The 18,779-nt window shown below is 45.7% G+C and carries 14 protein-coding genes; 9 read left to right on the forward strand and 5 right to left on the reverse strand.

The annotated features are described in order from the left end of the window. Positions 1-378 precede the first annotated feature (378 nt). Positions 379-1,764 carry an HD-GYP domain-containing protein gene (locus tag JI65_RS14820; RefSeq protein WP_191017942.1) on the reverse strand — a complete coding sequence of 462 codons (1,386 nt, stop codon included), beginning with the start codon at positions 1,762-1,764 and terminating at the stop codon, positions 379-381. 254 nt (positions 1,765-2,018) lie between these two features. Here JI65_RS14820 and JI65_RS14825 point away from each other — a divergent pair, with 254 nt between their 5' ends. From JI65_RS14825 to JI65_RS14835, 3 genes are all read left to right on the forward strand, one after another. Continuing rightward, positions 2,019-2,780, forward strand: a complete 762-nt coding sequence (locus tag JI65_RS14825; RefSeq protein WP_191017943.1) for a hypothetical protein — start codon at positions 2,019-2,021, stop codon at positions 2,778-2,780. 547 nt (positions 2,781-3,327) lie between these two features. Continuing rightward, on the forward strand, positions 3,328-5,319 hold the full coding sequence (locus tag JI65_RS14830) for an oxidoreductase (RefSeq protein ID WP_191017944.1): 1,992 nt from the start codon (positions 3,328-3,330) through the stop codon (positions 5,317-5,319). A gap of 407 nt (positions 5,320-5,726) precedes the next feature. Next, positions 5,727-6,620 carry a LysR family transcriptional regulator gene (locus JI65_RS14835; RefSeq protein WP_191017945.1) on the forward strand — a complete coding sequence of 298 codons (894 nt, stop codon included), beginning with the start codon at positions 5,727-5,729 and terminating at the stop codon, positions 6,618-6,620. Positions 6,621-6,968: 348 nt separating this feature from the next. Here the strand turns inward: JI65_RS14835 and thiC are convergent, their stop codons facing one another. Beyond that, complete coding sequence (gene thiC / locus JI65_RS14840; RefSeq protein ID WP_191017946.1) at positions 6,969-8,285, reverse strand: phosphomethylpyrimidine synthase ThiC; 1,317 nt, start codon at positions 8,283-8,285, stop codon at positions 6,969-6,971. A 39-nt stretch (positions 8,286-8,324) separates the two neighbouring features. Beyond that, positions 8,325-9,110, reverse strand: a complete 786-nt coding sequence (thiD, locus tag JI65_RS14845) for a bifunctional hydroxymethylpyrimidine kinase/phosphomethylpyrimidine kinase (RefSeq protein ID WP_191017947.1) — start codon at positions 9,108-9,110, stop codon at positions 8,325-8,327. Between the two features lie 484 nt (positions 9,111-9,594). Between thiD and thiM the strand changes: the two genes are divergently transcribed. The 5 genes from thiM to gpmI all read left to right on the forward strand — a co-directional run bounded on the left by thiM (position 9,595) and on the right by gpmI (position 13,878). Then, the gene (gene thiM, locus JI65_RS14850; RefSeq protein WP_191017948.1) at positions 9,595-10,422 is read left to right on the forward strand and encodes a hydroxyethylthiazole kinase; all 828 of its coding nucleotides are present in this window, start codon (positions 9,595-9,597) and stop codon (positions 10,420-10,422) included. Positions 10,423-10,437: 15 nt separating this feature from the next. Then, positions 10,438-10,731 (forward strand): MTH1187 family thiamine-binding protein, encoded by a 294-nt coding sequence (locus JI65_RS14855; RefSeq protein ID WP_191017949.1) that lies wholly within the window; start codon positions 10,438-10,440, stop codon positions 10,729-10,731. Then, positions 10,728-11,417, forward strand: coding sequence for a thiamine phosphate synthase (locus tag JI65_RS14860; RefSeq protein WP_191017950.1), 690 nt, complete (start codon positions 10,728-10,730; stop codon positions 11,415-11,417). Before JI65_RS14855 ends, JI65_RS14860 begins: the two co-directional genes overlap by 4 nt. A gap of 49 nt (positions 11,418-11,466) precedes the next feature. Then, a complete protein-coding gene (gene msrA, locus JI65_RS14865; RefSeq protein WP_191017951.1) occupies positions 11,467-11,949 on the forward strand; it encodes a peptide-methionine (S)-S-oxide reductase MsrA in 483 nt (160 codons plus the stop codon). Positions 11,950-12,216: 267 nt separating this feature from the next. Beyond that, on the forward strand, positions 12,217-13,878 hold the full coding sequence (gpmI, locus tag JI65_RS14870; RefSeq protein WP_191017952.1) for a 2,3-bisphosphoglycerate-independent phosphoglycerate mutase: 1,662 nt from the start codon (positions 12,217-12,219) through the stop codon (positions 13,876-13,878). 182 nt (positions 13,879-14,060) lie between these two features. Here the strand turns inward: gpmI and JI65_RS14875 are convergent, their stop codons facing one another. After that, entirely contained in the window at positions 14,061-14,891 is an 831-nt protein-coding gene (locus tag JI65_RS14875) for a hypothetical protein (RefSeq protein WP_191017953.1), read from the reverse strand. A gap of 199 nt (positions 14,892-15,090) precedes the next feature. After that, positions 15,091-16,155, reverse strand: a complete 1,065-nt coding sequence (locus JI65_RS14880) for a PTS sugar transporter subunit IIC (RefSeq protein ID WP_191017954.1) — start codon at positions 16,153-16,155, stop codon at positions 15,091-15,093. 445 nt (positions 16,156-16,600) lie between these two features. Between JI65_RS14880 and JI65_RS14885 the strand changes: the two genes are divergently transcribed. Continuing rightward, on the forward strand, positions 16,601-18,364 hold the full coding sequence (locus tag JI65_RS14885; RefSeq protein ID WP_191017955.1) for a B12-binding domain-containing radical SAM protein: 1,764 nt from the start codon (positions 16,601-16,603) through the stop codon (positions 18,362-18,364). The last annotated feature ends 415 nt before the right edge of the window (positions 18,365-18,779 follow it).

The following is an 18,779-nucleotide window of genomic DNA, read 5'->3' on the forward strand; positions in this document are numbered from 1 at the left end:
GCGTTTCCGATTGTCAAAGATTGGACGCGAAGCGCGGACAATAAAACTGACTCGCGAAACGAGGCCCTGCTTGCCGCCGCGTTTTGTGAACACCTGCAAGAAGACCCACCAAAGCGCGAGTTTTTCGTGAGAAAAACTTGCGGGAAACGCACAAGAAAAATTTTAATTTGAAAGCGAATTTGAAGCGTTTCCGATTGTCAAAGATTGGACGCGAAGCGCGGACAATAAAACTGACTCGCAAAACGAGGCCCTGCTTGCCGCCGCGTTTTGCGAACACCTGCAAGAAGACCCACCAAAGCGCGAGTTTTTCGTGAGAAAAACTTGCGGGAAACGTCCGAGGAAAGATTTTAATTTGAAAGCGAATTTGAAGCGTTTCCGTTATTTTAGTCCGTGGTAACGCTGCCACCATTCAAGTTCTTCGCTGTAGGCTGACGTTTCTTGTTCTTTGAACTTTCTGTCGATTTCGGAAATTTCGTTCTGCAGCTCTATTACGATATTTGCAATGCACGGTTCAAAATGGCTTCCGCTCGATTTTCTGAAGACTTCGATTGCGTCGCAGATTGGCATTGGATCCTTGTAAAGACGTTGGCTTATGAGCGCGTCAAGAACGTCTGCCGCCGCAAGAATCCGCGCGCACAACGGAATGTCTTCGCCGGCGAGCTTTCTCGGATAACCGCTTCCGTCCCATTTTTCGTGGTGATACAATGCCATTTCGCGGGCAATTTTGTTAAATTCGCCGTCGCCGATTTGCGGAAGATAATTCAGAAGTTTTTCGCCTTCCGACGGATGGCTCTTCATCAATTCAAATTCTTCAATCGTAAATTTTCCGACTTTGTTCAAGATTCCTTCGGGAATATGAATTTTCCCGATGTCGTGCAAGAAAGCTGCGCTGGCATAAAGCGAAATAGCTTCGTCGGTGAGCTGTTTTACGTAAAATCCTCGTTCACGGAGTTTTTTTGCTATTAGTTCAACATAAAATTTTGTGTGAACAACATGCCGCCCTGTAAAAAGGTCATGGCTTCCAAGACACTCTGCAACAAACTGAATGATTTTAAACTGCGTGTTTTCGAGCTGAGCGTTTTTTGATTCAAGGTCGTCCTGTGCCTTTTTTAATTCCTCATTTTTGCTTTGAAATTCGATTGTCCGTTCTTTTAGGCTGGTTACAAAACTGTTTCTGTCATCAATTGCCGAAATCAAATGCCGCAGCGTTTTGTAATTTCGTCTAGAAAGCAACCATGTGATTAAGAATACGAAAAAATATTCTATGGTCAGACCTGCAAAAATCGGCATGAATGATTGCAAAAAGCTGTCTGTGTTTTTTGAGCCAAAAATATCGCCCCCGTTTTGCCACTTGCGGTAAAGTGAAAAGCTCAGAAGTATGTAGCCCAAAATATTCATGCTGATTGTTAGTTTTTTGTTGTAATAAAGACAAGCGATAAACGGGATAAAACCGTAAGCGATGTATATTCCGATTTTTGCTCTGCTTCCGAGTATCGCAATAAAAAGCGCAATTCCTATCAAATCGAAGTGCATGAGAAATTTTTGTGCTCCGGGACGTTTCTGCAGAAAATATGAAATTCCAGAAAATGAAAGCGTGTATGCGAAAGTCTGTAGAATTCCTTTGTAGCTGATTTCAAAAACTCCTAATGGGGTAAGGACCAAAAATAAAAGCGGAATCACATTCGCCGAAAGCAGAATTTTTGAGACCATTTTATTGATATTTGTGATGTTTTCTGAAAAAAACTCGTCATCAACTACGGACATACAATATTGATTTTAACTTAAACATTGGAGAAACGCTAGAACTTTTTTTATCTTAAGGGCATCTCAAAAAAACTTCAGTTTTTAGAGGTTCCTTTAAGATTTTGGAAAATAAAACGGATTTTTCTTTACTTTTTTTAATTTTTTAAAATAGACTTTAAACGGCTCAGTGCCTGCTAGCGAAGTGATACTTTTTTCTACTATACGTATGCACGGGGGCGTGCGCGCCCTTCCGCAGACCGTGTTCGGAGGTGCCTATGTTTTTTCGTCGTTTTTTCAATTCATTTATTTTTTCATTTCTGTTTTTGATTTTGTTTTTTTCATGTTCTGATATTTCTGAAACAAAAGCTTCCCTTGTTGTGAGTTTTCCATCGTCCGCGCGTGCAGCTTCGGTTCAGGAGCGTATTGCGGGGTATTATGTTTATCTTTGGCGTGCTGATATTCCTGAAGCCGAACAAAAAGAGGATCAGTCTGAGAGTGAAGAAAATACCAAGGTTGCAAAGCCCGGCGAATCCGTGTTTTTTGATGAGCTTGATGAAGGCGAATACTGCATTGGGGTGGAGGGATTTGACGAAGACGAGTTGATTATTGCCGGCGGAGAAGCAAAAGCCAAAGTTGTAGCCGGCGAAACCGCAAATGTTTCCATTTTGATGAAGAGTTCTTCGGATGAAAGTGAGGATGGAGTGATTCTGCCAGAGACCGCTTCTATTTATATTGAGATAAATTACGATACGTATACTACAAAATTGACTTTTTCAAAGGCTGGTGATGAGTACACGTATGAAAACGGAGAGATGTTTGCAGATGGCGGAGCAACATTAAAAAAAGATGGAGACAATCTTGTGCTGCATGTAATTCCTATGGAAGAGGTTCCGGATGATGAATATGATATTATTGTTAATACTGTAAATAAAACTTACACAGTCAGCAATGACAGTACATACGGTACAGCAATTACTTTAAAATCATGGCAGGTTGATGGCACTGATATTTCAGGAGATTGGATATTACAAGACTAAACGAACCAACAGAAATGCAGATGCTGAAATAACTTCAGCATGACTCAAAGCTAAGTGTATTGCATCTGCGTTTATCCGCGTAAAAACTTGCAAGTTGTTATTCCGAACGTCCAGTCTGTCATGTCGAGCGACGTCGAGACATCTATCGCGTGTAGACCTCTCGACTACGCTCGAGGTGACAAAAACGGTCATTTCAGAGCGACTCCCCCTCGCCATTCCGTATTTTTTCCCCATCTGTGTCTATCCGCGTTAAAACTTGCAAGTTGTTATTCCGAACGTCCAGTCTGTCATGTCGAGCGACGTCGAGACATCTATCGCGTGTAGACCTCTCGACTACGCTCGAGGTGACAAAAACGGTCATTTCAGAGCGACTACCCCCCGCCATTCCGATTTTTTTCCCATCTGCGCCTATCCGCGTTCATCTGCGTAAAAACGTGCAAGACAGCAGAATAGTGGGTGTCAAAAAAATGGAAACGAGGCTAAACCTTTTGTTTATGGAGTTGCGGGCGAACTGGATTTAAAATGATTGTAGAAGAGGTACAATCTAATGAAATATCAGAAACTTTTTGAGCCTATAAAAATCGGCAAACTTGAAATCAAGAACCGCTACGCAATGGCACCGATGGGCCCGCTCGGTCTTGGTGACTGCGAGGGCGGATGGAATGACCGCGGAATCGATTACTACACACGTCGCGCCCAGGGCGGAATCGGTCTTATCATAACAGGCGTTACTTTCTCGGACACGGAGGTTGAGAAGCCTTCGTTCCCGAACACGCCAAATTCAACTTACAATCCTGTTCAGTTCGTGCGCACGAGCCGCGAGATGACTGAAAAAGTTCACGCTTATGGCGCAAAGATTTTCTTGCAGATGAGCGGCGGATTCGGACGCGTTACGATTCCTACGAATCTTGGAGAATTCCCGCCGGTTTCAGCATCTGCAATTCCGCACAGATGGCTCGACAAAACGTGTCGTCCGCTCACCGTTGAAGAAATCCACGGAATCGTAAAAAGCTTCGGAAAAGGCGCGTTCAACGCAAAACGGGCTGGCTTTGACGGAGTGGAGATTCACGCTGTTCACGAAGGATATTTGATTGACCAGTTCGCAATCTCGTTCTTTAACCAGAGAAATGACGAATACGGCGGAAGCCTTGAAAACCGATTGCGTTTTGCCCGCGAAATCCGCGAGGAAATTGCGCGCACGTGCGGTCCTGACTTTCCGGTCGCGCTCCGGTTCTCCCTCAAATCGATGATTAAGGATTGGCGCGAAGGCGCTCTTCCGGGCGAGAAATTTGAAGAGAAAGGCCGAGACATTGCAGAAGGAATTGAAGCCGCAAAACTTCTCGAACAGTACGGATACGACGCGCTCGACGTTGATGCTGGAACATACGACGCCTGGTGGTGGAATCATCCGCCGATGTACATGGAAAAGGCTCCGTACAAGGAATTTGCGAGAATCACAAAAGAGAACGTTAAGATTCCTGTAATCATGGCAGGCCGCGTTGATAATCCGGACACGGCGCTCGACTGTCTTGAAAAAGACGTTTGCGACATGATTTCCCTCGGTCGCCCGACTCTCGCAGACCCGGACATTGTAAACAAAATCCGAAGGAACAACTTGAGCCAGATTCGTCCGTGCATTTCTTGCCAGGAAGGCTGTATGGGACGAATCCAGACGTATTCCCTCATCAACTGTGCTGTTAACCCGCAGGCGGGAAAGGAACGGGTGAACAGATTCAATCCGATTGTCCGCAGAAAGAAGGTTCTCGTTGTTGGTGGCGGCGTGGCTGGTTGCGAAGCTGCACGCGTACTTGCTGAGCGCGGACACGAGCCTGTTCTTTACGAGGCAAGCGACCGCTTGGGCGGAAACCTGATTCCGGGTGGCGCTCCTTCGTTCAAAGAGGACGATTTGGCTCTGGCAAAATGGTACGAGGACGAGATGAAGAGACTCGGCGTAGAAGTTCACATGAACACAAAAGCCGGCGAAAAAGAGATTTTGGACAAGTCTTACGATGCCGTGATTATGGCGACAGGTTCACGCCCGAAGAGATTCTCGCTCGGCGATGACGACAAAGTGTACTCCGCAGAGGAAGTTCTTCTCGGAAAGAAAGATGCCGGAAACACCGTTGTTGTCGTTGGTGGCGGACTTGTTGGCTGCGAGCTTGCCCTTGACCTTGCGATGAAAGGAAAGAAAGTCACAATCGTTGAGGCTTTGGGAAAACTTTTGGCTGTGAACGGACCTCTTTGCTCTGCGAACCGCGAAATGCTCGAAAAACTTATTCCGTTCAACGGAATCGACGTTTGCTGCAACGCGAAAGTCACTGGATTCAAGAACGGCGTTCTTTGTGCAGAAACAGCTGGCGGAAAAAAGGAATTCAAGACCGACAGCGTAGTTCTCTGCGTTGGATATTCGAGCGAGAATTCGCTTTACAACCAGTTCAAGGACTGCCTTGACGAAGTGTACCTTCTCGGCGACGCTCGGCAGGTTTCGAATATCATGTACGCAATCTGGGATGCCTTTGAGGTAGCGAACAACATCTAATAATTAAGTATAAAAAATCGAGTTAGTGTTCTGTTGAAGTTCCGCTAACTCGATTTTTTTTGTAATTTTCCCGATAAATCAAAATGGTTTCTTTGTGAAACTGTGCAACTGTAGGGGCTTTTGCGAACTCCGACAATGCTGGAGGGCGTGCGGTGAGTGCGAAAGTAATCTTTATGATACTTTGGATTATCGTGCTTTTGTTGCTCGGTTATCCTGCATTTTAATGCACCTCTCTTCGATATATTTCTGAGAGAGCAAAATAAAACCGCCTGAGTCTCCACACCAAGGCGGTTTTTAACCAAATTAGGACGAAGACCAACTAAACTTTAGTTGCACTTCTTTTTTTATTATATCGGCTAGCCTTGGAAAAATCCACAGGATTTTTAATGCTTTTTTAGGGTAAGCGTATGATAATAGTCTTTGGGCTATTCAGAATGAACACACGCAACCTAAAATGTTTTCAAACCGTATACGAAGAAAAAAATCTGCAAACTGCGGCGAGCAAGCTTTTTTTGTCGCCGCAAGGGCTCAGCAAGGTTATAAAGAGCCTTGAGGATGAATGCGGCGCATCGCTTTTTGTGCGGACAAAAGAGGGATTTGTGCCGACTGCGAGCGGAAAGGTTTTTTATGAAAAATCAAAAATCGTGACGAAAGATTTGAACGAAATGTTTTCGAGCATTGAGGCGATAAGCGGTCGCGACAAAAGATTTAAAATCGGATTTGCGAGCGGAACAATTCGTGCGATTAATGTTGCAACTGTACGTAAATTTATGGACGAAAATCCTCAGATTCTTGCGAGTTGGCACGAGCAGGAGAACGAGAGCGTTTTTAAGCGAGTCCTGAACAATGAAATAGGATTTGGTTTTGTCATCGGTAAGCACGAAGATTCAAATCTAAAATCTGTAAAGCTAAAAAGCATTGACGTGGTTCTTTACGTTTTCAACGGGCACAGGCTCTGGTCGCAGAATATAGTTGAGCTTTGCGACATAAAAAATGAGCCAGTAATTTTAATGAACGAACATTATCACATTTTTCATGACGTGGTGAATGCCTGCCTTTTGAATGGCTTTAACCCAAAAATTGTGGCCCGCGTTTCGGAAGGACAGTCAATTTATCAACTCGTAAAAAACAAAATCGGAATCGGCGTTGCGCCAAAGTTTTTTAAAGACACCGACGAGATAAAAGCCGTTCAAATTAAGGGCTCGTACACTTGGGACATTTACGGCATTTACCGCGCTGACACGCCCGACATTGCGCTCGTGGAGCGGCTTATTGCTCAGTTTGCAGAAAAAAAAATGTAACGATTAATTTTGATGAAATTCTTGAACTGTGTTTTTTAGAAATACTTCAATATCCTCGTCAAGGAAATTTAAAAATTCTGTCTTTAATTTTTCGATTTTTTCATGGTGGCTCCTTATAAATATGGGATTTACCCTATAATAGCCCGTTCAGAACATCTTGATGACGGGATTTTTGAGTTGCGAACCAAGCAAGGTTCGAATGTTTCGAAGTTTGTATTTCTTTTTTCGTAGGAAAAAAATTGTTGTAACACATGGCTTTCGTAAGAAAACTCAAAATTGTCCCTTTTTATTTATCCCAAAATTCGCGTATGCCGGTTTGCAATTGCGCTACAGCATACGCAACGGAATTTACAGAATGTCGATATATTCGCCCGACAACGCCTTGTTCATGCTTCTGACGGCGCAGAATTTTCCGCACATGGAGCAGGCTTCCGAGTGGTCGTCCTCCGGCTTTCTGTTGTCGCGGATTTTTCTTGCCGTCTCCGGGTCGAGCGCGCATTCGAACTGGGCGTCCCAGTCGAGCTTCTTTCGTGCGTCGGCCATCTTGTCGTCGATGTCGCGCGCGCCGGGTATGCCTTTCGCGATGTCGGCTGCGTGGGCCGCAATCTTCGACGCGATGATGCCCTGCTTCACGTCGTCCAGGTTCGGGAGCGCGAGGTGCTCGGCCGGGGTGACGTAGCAGAGGAACGCCGCACCAGAAGCCGCCGCAACAGCCCCTCCAATCGCGGACGTGATGTGGTCGTAGCCGGGTGCGATGTCGGTTACGAGCGGGCCGAGAACGTAGAAAGGTGCGCCCTTGCAGATTGTCTGCTGAACCTGCATGTTCGCCGCGATTTGGTTGAGCGGAACGTGTCCCGGACCTTCCACCATCACCTGCACGTTGTGCTTCCACGCCCTGTCGGTGAGCTCGCCAAGACGCACCAGTTCCTCGATTTGGCACACGTCCGTAGCGTCGGCAAGACAGCCCGGTCTGCACGCGTCGCCCAGGGAAACGGTTACGTCGTATTCCTCGCAGATGTCCAAAATCTCATCGTACCGCTCGTAGAACGGATTCTCGTTTCCTGTCATCACCATCCATGCGAAGACGAGGGAGCCGCCCCTGCTTACGATATTCATCTTGCGTCCGACCTTCCGAATCTGCTCGATTGTCTTCCTCGTAATTCCGCAGTGGAGCGTGACGAAATCCACTCCGTCCTTCGCGTGCATCCTCACGACTTCAACAAAATCGTCAGCCGTGAGAGTCGCCAAGTCCCTCTGGTAGTGGATTACGCTGTCGTAGACCGGAACCGTTCCAATCATCGCCGGGCACTCGCTCGTGAGTTTCTGCCTGAACGGCTGGGTGTTCCCGTGGCTGGAGAGGTCCATTATCGCCTCGGCACCCATGTTCACCGCGCTCATCACCTTCTGCATCTCTATGTCGTAGTCCTTGCAGTCCCTTGAGACTCCCAAGTTCACGTTGATTTTCGTCCTGAGCATTGAACCGATTCCCTCTGGATTCAGGCTCTTGTGGTTCTTGTTCGCGGGAATCGCGACTTTCCCTTCCGCCACGAGCTGCATGAGCCTCTTTTCGTCCATGCGCTCCTTTTCGGCGACAATCTTCATCTCTTTCGTGACGATTCCTTTTCTCGCCGCGTCCATCTGCGTTGTGTAGCTTTTGCTTTCCATTTTTGCTTTTCTCCAATTTTGTATTTGCTTGATTTTTTTTCACAGAAATCTGAAGTTGTGGCACAGTGGGCCTGAGCCTTTCCCCAGGTCGAGCATCGCTTTTAGGGCGAGCGTCAGGTAGTCCTTCGCGTTCTTGACGCTTTCTTCGAGTGAAAGCCCTTTCGCCAGGTTAGACGCTATGGCGGAAGAGAGCGTGCAGCCTGTTCCGTGCGTGTTTTTGTTGTCCACTCTTTTTCCGTCGAACCAGATTCCGTCCCCGTTTTTTTTGAAGAGAAAGTCGCAGGCGTCGTTCACCATGTGGCCGCCTTTTATGAGCACCGAGCAGCCGTGCCTTTTGGAGAGCGTTTCTGCCGCTTTTTCCATTTGTTCTTTCGTTTGGATTTTTGTTGAGAGCATGAATTCCGCTTCCGGGATGTTCGGCGTGATGAGTGTCGAGAGCGGGAAGAGTTCCTTTTGGATTTTCGATATGGCTTCGTCGGAAATCAGCTTCGTTCCGCTTGTGGAGACGATTACGGGATCAACGACGATGTTCTTGAAATTGAATTTTTTGATTGATTCTGCGATTGAATGTGCCTGTTCTTCTGTCGGAATCATTCCCGTTTTTACCGCATCGGGGAAGATGTCCGTGGCTACCGCTTCGATTTGCTTTTCCAGAATTTCAGTCTCCGTGACCTGCACCGCAAAAACACCGGTCGTGTTCTGCGCCGTGAGGGCTGTGATTGCGCTCATCGCAAAGACTCCGTTCGCCGTCATCGTCTTGATGTCGGCCTGGATTCCGGCTCCGCCGGAACTGTCGCTTCCTGCAATCGTCAAAGCGGTTTTCATCTGTATTTCCTCCGTTGGCATTGTCCAAATCAGGTGCGGTCGAGGACGAATCAGTCCTCCTCTCAGCCGGCTTCTGCCAGCTCCCGGAAGTTTTTTAACTTCGTATAGAACGATATTAAAAAAGCAAATATTTTGCAACCACGGAAAATTTTTATTAGGTCGTGAAACTCGAAATTGAACCTATTACATGGCCTCCGAATTATTACACGCAGACAATTTTTACACCTGCAATTTTTTTATAATGCTGAAATCCCTGTTTTTAGCGTTGTCCTGAATTTGACAAAAATCAAAAAAAAGGATTTAATCACGCTTGTCATTTCACAGAGGTACTTCCGATTTTTTTTGGAGGTTGAGAAATACTCTTTGAACCTGTCAGTTAACACTGTCGTAGGGAGCTGAATGTAAGACTGGAGAATTTTACTGGAAATCATTGGCTCACCTTTGGGTGAGCTTTTTTATTTTAAATACAAAAACGGAGTTTTGAATGGAAAAATCTCAAATCAAAATGCAAATTGAAAAGGCTGTAGACGACGCTCGGAAAAAAAAGCCGCTTGCGCCGTCAATAACGAACACCGTAACGGTAAATCTTGTGGCTAACGCGCAGCTTGCTGTTGGTGGCAGCGCCGCAATGGTGTATCTTCCCGACGAGGGCGAATGGTGCGCAGAGAACGGAGATGCCGTTTATCTGAACGCTGGAACTCTTTTCCCGGTTTACGAGGAGACTTTTCCAAGGACAATGAAAGCCCTTCACGAAAACAAGACTCCCTGGGTTCTTGACCCTGTTGGGCTTGGAATCGGAAGCCTCAGGACTAAGCTTGTTTCGTTCTGCAAGGATTTTCCTCCGACAATCGTTCGCGCGAACGCTTCGGAAGTGATTGCGCTTTCAAAATTGTGGGGACTTTCATCATCATCTTCGTCTGAAGGCCCAAAAGGAGTTGATTCTGTGGATTCTGTACTCGATGCGAAAGATGCTGCGAAGGCTCTTGCAAAATTCATTCACGGAGCTGTAGCCGTTTCTGGAGAGGAGGATTTTGTGACTGACGGAGAAGTTTCCGTTGTGTCTAAAGGCGGCTCTTATCTTTTTGAAAAAATTACCGGGGCCGGTTGCTCTCTTGGCGGAGTCTGCGCCGTGTATTCTGGCGTTGCAAATCCTTTTATAGCGGCTCTCACGGCCACTCAAATCTACAATTTGGCCGGAAAGAGGGCAGAGAAGGAATGTTCGGGGCCGGGAAGCTTTCAGGTGAAATTCCTTGACGAACTTTACAATGCGGCACCTTCCGATGTCGCTGAGAATCCTTTTGACTTTGCATGATTTTTGGAGGAAAAAATGAACACACTTGTTGCCGTTGCGATTGCGCCTTTTGGAGTTGGGGACGAACTTTCGGCTGAGGTTGCCGAGGTCGTAAAAATAATCCGCAATTCCGGTTTGAAGAACAAGACATATTCCATGTTCACCGAGATTGAAGGGGAGTGGGACGATGTGATGAAGGTCGTGAAGGATGCGACTTTCGTGCTTGCGGAAAAGGGAATCAGAACCGAGGTCATTATGAAGATGGATATTCGGCCGGGATATGAGAACATGATGAGCGAAAAACTCGACAGGCTGGAGGCAAAACTTTGAAATACAACAGAAAAACGCTGGACGTTTCGGCATATCTTGTAGTCGGACCGGAGAACACGCTTGGCCGTCCTGTGGAGAGCGTGGTGGAAGACGCTGTGCGCGCGGGTTTTACGATTGTTCAGATTCGCTCAAAGGTTGCTGGCGCGAAAGAGATGATTGATTTGTGCGAAAAATCTGCAGCCGTAATCGAAAGGCTGGGTAAGTCGGATTCAGTTTCGCTTGTCGTGGATGACCGGCTCGATGTCGTTCTTGCTTGCAGGGAGCGTGGAATAAAGGTTGATGGAATCCATGTCGGACAAAGCGACATTCCGGTTGACGTATGCAGAAAATATCTCGGAGAGGATTCTATTGTCGGTCTTTCCGCGTTGACGAGCGAACTTGTAGATTACGTTAGGACGTGCGACACCGCGAATATAGACTATTTTGGTGCCGGCCCTGTCCACGAGACGAATTCTAAACTTGACTGCCAGCGGGATGCGTCGGGAAAAGTGATAACGGTTTTTGATGAACTTTCAGCTCTCGCTTCCTCAAGCCCGATTCCCGTCGTCGTCGGAGGGGGCGTGAAGGTCGAAGACATTCCGGCATTGAAAAAGTCGGGGGTGGACGGATTTTTCGTCATTTCCGCAGTCGCCGGGGCAAAGAATCCTTATGAGGCCGCGAAAGAGCTTGTGGAGGCATGGAAGTGATTTCTGTGATAGAATCTGCTCATGTATCATTCGTGTGCGAGGAGGCTGAATGAAGGCTTATTTTGCTGGAGGATGCTTTTGGTGCGTCACTCCGATTTATAAAATTTATGGTGTTGACAAAGTTGTTTGCGGTTATTCCGGCGGAGACGAAGTGAATCCGACTTATGCGGACGTAAAGGCCCAAAAGACGGGGCACAGGGAAACGATTGAGCTGGAATACGAACCAAAGACCGTGAATTATGAAAAATTGCTCGACATCTTTCTTTCGAACGTTGATCCGTTTGATGGTCAGGGGCAGTTCATTGACAAGGGATTTTCGTACACTCTTGCAATTTATTATCAGACTGACGAAGAAAAAGAAATCGCCTTAAAAAAAATCCATGAGCTTGAAGCGCGGAGCGGAAAAAAAACTTTCATCGCCGTTGAGCCGTTCAAATCATTTTACAGGGCAGAAGAAGAGCATCAGGATTATTACTTAAAGAATCCCGAAGCCTTTGAACGCGAGCTAAAAGAAAGCGGCCGAAAAAAATAAGTCGTAACACACGGATTTGTTCAGCCCTAACGACCTTCAAGTGAGGAACGCACTTCCGAACAAATCCGTGTCCCATCTGTGTCCATCCGCGTTCATCTGTGTCGAATTGCGGTTTCACTTTATCTGTGTCCCATCCGTGTCTATCTCTGTTCATCTGTGTCAAACTTGAAGAATTACTATTCTCGCTCCCGTTTTCAAAATCACGTTTATCATCTATAATCTATGTGCAAAAAATGTAACAAAACGCAGCTTGCGTAGGAGAAACAAATGGCTGATACAATGCACGCATTGGAAAAAAATCCGAATTGGAAAGGTCGTCGTGGTCCTGTCGTTCTTGTAATTATGGACGGTGTAGGATATGGAAAATATGAGGAAGGTGATGCCGTAAAAGCTTCAAAAATGAAGTATCTTGACTGGTTTACGGCAAACTGCCCACACACAAAACTCAAGGCACACGGAACTGCCGTAGGTCTCCCGACAGATGATGACATGGGAAACAGCGAGGTTGGACACAACGCAATGGGTTGCGGACGCGTTTTCGCACAGGGCGCAAAGCTTGTAGGTGAGTCTATTTCTTCTGGAAAAATGTTCCAGGATGCAACATGGAAGAAACTTTCAAAGAACGTTCTTGATAAAAATTCAACTTTGCATTTTATTGGTCTTGTTTCTGACGGAAACGTTCATGCGCACATTGACCACTTGAAGGCAATGATTGCTCAGGCAAACAAAGAGGGAATCAAAAAAATCCGCGTACACGCACTTCTTGACGGCCGCGATGTTGACCCAACATCAGCTTTGAACTACATTACACCGCTTGAAGAATATCTTGCTTCATTCGCCGGCTGTGACTACCAGATTGCTTCTGGCGGCGGACGAATGTATCTTACAATGGACCGCTACAACGCAGATTGGTCAATGGTTCAGCGCGGTTGGTACGCTCACGTTCTTGGCGAAGGAAGAATGTTCGAGTCTGCAACGAAGGCAATCGAGACTTACCGAAACGAGGTTGCGGGGCTTCTCGACCAAGATATGCACGAATTCGTAATCGCAAAGGACGGAAAACCTGTCGGAACAATCAACGACGGTGACAGCGTAATTTACTTCAACTTCCGCGGAGACCGTGCTCTTGAAATCACAAAAGCATTCGAGGAAGGAAGCTCATTCGACAAATTTGACCGCAAGCGCGTTCCTGCCGTAGAGTATGCCGGAATGATGGAATATGACGGAGACGCTCACATTCCTCATCAGTATCTCGTAAACCCACCGAGCATCGACAGAACGATGGGCGAGTACCTTACAAAGACTGGCGTAAAACTCCTCGCAATTTCTGAGACTCAGAAATACGGTCACGTTACTTACTTCTTCAACGGAAACAAACAGGGAAAATTCGATGAGAAACTTGAGGATTACGTTGAAGTTCCTTCTGACGTTGTTCCTTTTGAGCAGAGACCTTGGATGAAATGTGCAGAAATCACTGACAAAGTAATCGAAGCAATCAAATCTGGAAAATACGACCACATCCGCTTGAACTTCCCGAACGGAGACATGGTTGGACACACAGGTGTTTTCAATGCAGTCGTTTGCTCAATGGAAGGAATGGACCTTCAGCTTGGACGCATCAAGGAAGCTATTGATGAAGCCGGCGGTATCCTCTGTCTTACAGCTGACCACGGAAACTCTGACGACATGTACGAGCACGCAAAAGACGGCAGCGTAAAGAAAGACAAGTCTGGCGAGCCAAAAGCAAAGACTTCTCACTCTTTGAACCCGGTTCCTGGAATTATTTACGACCCAGAGTACAAGGGCGAGTACGACAATACAAAACTCAACGACGGTTTGGGAATCTCTTCTTGGCCTGCAACACTCATGACACTCATGGGTTACGTTCCGCCAACGGATTACGACAAGTCAATCATCAACTTGAAGTAAGACTGCCCAATAAGTTCGTTGCACAGTGTCATTCCGAACTCTTTTTGGAATCTCTACATATATGCAGCGTAGATGCTGAAACAAGTTCAGCATGACAATACTTTTAGGAATCCACTTTGAAAAAGAAATCCCGCGAACCTTAAAAAAGGCAAGCGGGATTTCTTTTTGTTTTGCACCTGGAATTAGTTTGCCTCTTGAACAGTCCAGCCTGATGGAATTCCATCACTGCCTGTGCTCCATGTTGTGCCGGCAGCCTTTACAAATGTTCCGCTTGAAGCAACACTACCAAGCCAAAGATCAGTGTATTGGGTTCCAGAAACATTGGTTGCAAGGCATTTTATGTAGTTAAGATTTTGACAGTTATAGAACATATTGTTGTAGCAATCGGATACAAGAGTCGTTGCAGGCAGTACAGGGGCAGTCGTCAAAGCGCTGCAGCTTATGAACATACCCTTATAGCAGCATTCTGTAAGCGTTATTGCCGGAAGATGCAGTTTCTTAGTACTGTGGTTTTTAATATGGGAATTAGCTTGGAACAAGTAGTAGAAGGCTTTATTTGTCGTGAGTACAGTTTCATTCGGATTCCATTTGCTTGCATCTGTGGTGCCTGATTCAAGCGTAACAAGACTCATAATGTTTCCATAGATGTAACTGTCATTGGAACTGTCAATTCTCATGTATGAGCTATCGTCTGACATGCTTTCAGAATTTTCTGCATAGAAGCAGATTTTGTCTCCGGCTGCAACAATTATTTCATGCTCTTCACCTGCGCATGCCTCAAGTTCCCCGCCGTTTTTAGTGAATTTCAGCGTAGACCACGGATGGTCGATTGTAATTGAGCCAGCCTCAATTGCTTCAAGGGTGAGCGGCTCGTTAAATGCGACGTTCTCCTCATTACCTCCACTTCCAGAATCATCACTGCTAGAGTCAGAACTGCATCCGAGCGCTAGAATTGCCGTCATCAAAAGGATAAATAGTAGTACCCCCCCCGTGCGTTTGTATAGCTGTTTCATACACAACTCCTTAAATGTGGATTTTACAGGCAAAGCCTATATTTAGATTATTTTAACTTACTTTTCAGGAATGAAAAAAATATTTTGTTATATGGGAGGGACAATCCTAGCCCTGTAAGTTTGGGGTGGCCGAGCCGCCAAAATGAGTTTATAGCAAGCTCAACCACCACTTTTCCGACGGCCTATCTGAAGTGGGTGTTTACTGGAGCGATAAATCGCCTTCTTTTATCCAGCCGGCTTTGCGGAAAACTTTTCCAAAAATGTAGCAAAGAATTGCCGGAAGAACAAAGCTGATTGCAAAAAGTCCTATCCAGTCAAAAAGACTTGGCACAATTGCAGTGGCTCCGTGCGCTATTGCCGTTTCGTTCGGTGCATACCAGCCTGTTATTACTCCAATCTGTCCTACAAGCCCGCATGTTCCCATTCCTGAGCTTACGGCTTCTCCGTTCATTTCCATTTTGAATAAGCATGTTGCTATTGGGCCTATAATTGCCGAAGCGAGAATCGGCGGAATCCAGATTTTTGGATTTTTGATTATGTTCGGCATTTGAAGCATACTTGTTCCGAGTCCCTGGGAAATAATTCCGCTCCAGCGATTTTCTTTAAAACTCATAACTGCAAAACCGACCATTTGGGCGCAGCAACCAGCCACGGCCGCCCCGCCTGCAAGACCCGTAAGTCCAAATGCCGCACAAATTGCGGCTGAGCTTATTGGCAGAGTGAGCGCGATTCCTACTACAACCGAGACTAGAATTCCCATCCAGAATGGGTGGAGTTTTGTTGTCCAAACGAGGAATTTGCCCACCGAATTTGCCGCCGTACCAATGTATCCTGCGATTAAAAGAGTTAGGAGCGAGCCTACAAGAATTGTTACGGCCGGAGTTACGATAATGTCAACTTTCGTTTTTTTGCTTACGAGGCAGCCTGCTTCCGCCGCTAGAATTGCGATAATAAGGACTGCAAGCGGTCCGCCTTCCTTTCCCGTAACGTTTGCTGCCGCACCAATCGCGACGAGCGAAAAAAGAACGAGGGCTGGAACTTTCATTGCAAATCCGATTCCAACAGCCATTGCTGCGCCGACTACGTGCGGCTCCCTTGCAAAATTGCCTGCATCCACAAGAAACTGGAACACCGGATTTGTACCGAGCAGCAAAAGCTGATTTCCTAAAGTCCTTACGATTGTTGCGATTAGAAGTGAGCAAAAAAGTCCCTGTGCCATGCCTGACATGGCATCAATCAAATAGCGCTTTGCGTATTTGTTCATAGAATTCTCCTTTTTTTTTGTTATGTTTTTTTTATAAAAAAATGATTTTAAATAGTTTACCAAATTTCAAAATCTATTAACATACGCATTGATTTTGACCTTGTTTTTTGATATAGTTTCAAAATCCGACTTTAAGTTGAGAAAAATTATTTTGAAGGAGTCGCCGTTATGAGATTGGCAAGACGCTTTAGACCACTTAGAACAAATAAATTTATCCGTGCTAACAGCAAAAAACAGGCAAAAAGAGTTGCTGCTAACCACGCTTTGCTCAAAGCTTTGGCTGAGTCTGAAAAAAAATAAGTAATCGCCTAAGATTGATTTAACTTTCGCGTCCGCGGCTAAAATTTAGCTTTGTGGAACTTGAAAAGCCCGCTTCCGAAAATCAAAATTTGTAGGAGCCGGGCTTTTTGTTTTCAGCCGTGCTTCCATTTGTTATAATTGCCCTATGAAAATCCTTCTTGTTTCCGTAAATGCAAGTTTTATGCACACGAGTCTTGCTGTGCGCTGCCTAAAGAATTTTGCAGAAAAATATTTTTGTCAAAAAGAATCCGAACAAAAAAATCAATTTGAAATTCCAAAAATCGACTATGCGGAATTCACTATAAATCAGCCTGCGGGCGAAGTTCTCCGCGGAATTGCCGCTCACCGTCCGGACGTGGTGCTTTTTTCGACGTATATTTGGAATGCCGAGTACGTTTGTAAAATTCTTCCAGACGTAAAAAAAATCGTGCCGGAGTGTCTTGTTGGCGCGGGTGGACCAGAGTTCGGTTATGACGCTAAAAAGTATCTTTTGCAGCTTCCTTCGCTGGATTTTGTGATTTTTGGGGAAGGCGAAGTGACTTTTTCTGAACTGGCGGAAAAACTCGCAGAAAATTTTGGTCAGCCCGACAAAAAGGGTGGTGCGCTTTGGGATTCAATCCCTGGAATTTTCTTTAGAAGCGCGCTTCGCGGGGATGTGGATTTTTCTGGCAATAGAAGTTTGATTCAAAATCTTGATTCAATTCCTTTTCCGTATCCTGAGATTCTTTCGGGCGATTTTGACCCTGACCACAAGATTTATTATTATGAGTCTTCCCGTGGCTGTCCGTTCGGCTGCGCGTACTGTCTTTCTTCGGTTGACAAGAGCGTTCGTTTTAAGAGTCTTGACCGCGTTTTTTCCGAGCTTCAAATTTTTTTGGATGCGAACGTTAAGCTTGTAAAATTTGTTGACCGCACGTATAACTTGAATCCTGAAAGGTACATTGAGATTTGGCGGTACATTTTGAATCATCACAACAAAAAGACGATGTTTCATTTTGAGATTGAGGCTGAATTTTTGTCGGAGGAGGCGCTGGAATTTTTGCAGAACGTTCCGAGCGGCGTAATGCAGTTTGAGATGGGTGTTCAGTCTGCGAACAAAAAAACTCTCGCATCTATAAATCGTTCTCCGAACGTTGAAAAACTGGCTTTGAATATTCGGCGGATTCCTCGCACGATTCATCAACATTTGGATTTGATTGCGGGGCTTCCGTTCGAAAATCTTGAGAGTTTTGGAAAAAGTTTTGATTTTGTGATGGATTTGCGTCCTGACGCGCTGCAGCTGGGATTTTTAAAAGTCCTGCACGGAACCGAGATGGAGCTTTATGCCCGTAAGAACGGCTGGGCGTGGATGGAAAATCCCGTGTACGAGACTTTTTCGACTCCGTATCTTTCTTACGACGACGTGAATTTTTTGAAGGACATTGAAAACGTTACGGACATTTTTTGGAACAAGGGAATTTTTTATTACACGATGAATTACATTTTTAGGATTGTGAGTCCGTGGAAATTCCTTTGCGTGCTGACCGAATTTGCTCGGAAGACCGATGCTATTTCGCTTTCCAGAAAAGAATCGTTTTGGTTTGATTTTTTGGATTCGTTTTTTTCTTTTATTAATAATGAATTTGATTCTTGCGCACCCGAATTTTCGTCACTTGATTTTGCGCTTTTGAGCGACTTGCTTCGGTACGATTTTATTCGTGGCGGAAAGAAAAATAATTTTCCTGCGTGGTATAAAAGACGTTACGACAAGGAAAAGCATCTCGCCTTGCTTTCCGAAAAAGAGGCGTCGCTTTCTGGCAAAAAAATCGGTTTTGCCCAAAGCGATTACGAGGAATTTTCTTTTGACGTTACTGCGAGCGAGCCTGAAAAGCAGGCGAGAGATTTTTGCCTGCTTTTGTGCTATCGCTAGTACATTGGATTTCAAATAGCTGGTCATTCCGAACTCGTTTCGGAATCTTTTGGGCTATGCTTCGACTTCGCTCAGCAAACACAGATGCTGAAACAAGATGCCATGATATGAAAGTCTGGGAAAAGGTGGTACTCTGATTCGACGGAATCAGAGAGTCGGCGGAAGGTTCTGCTGAACTGTGAAGAAGGCACTGCAAAAACAGCCCCTTACTTCGAAAACAAGATTAACCAAAACCGACCGCCGTAAGACATAATGCGGAACGGGGACGTTTCCCCGTTACCGCGGATAGGAGTACGGTGTTCCACCACCAGACCTTCACTCCTGATTCCATTTTACCGAACGGAGGCATAACATGAAAGACTGCGAAGGAAGAAATGTGGGAATCGACCTGGGCAAAAGAACTCATGAGACTAAG

The organism is Treponema zioleckii, from assembly GCF_014737315.1.
Lineage (GTDB): Bacteria > Spirochaetota > Spirochaetia > Treponematales > Treponemataceae > Treponema_D > Treponema_D zioleckii.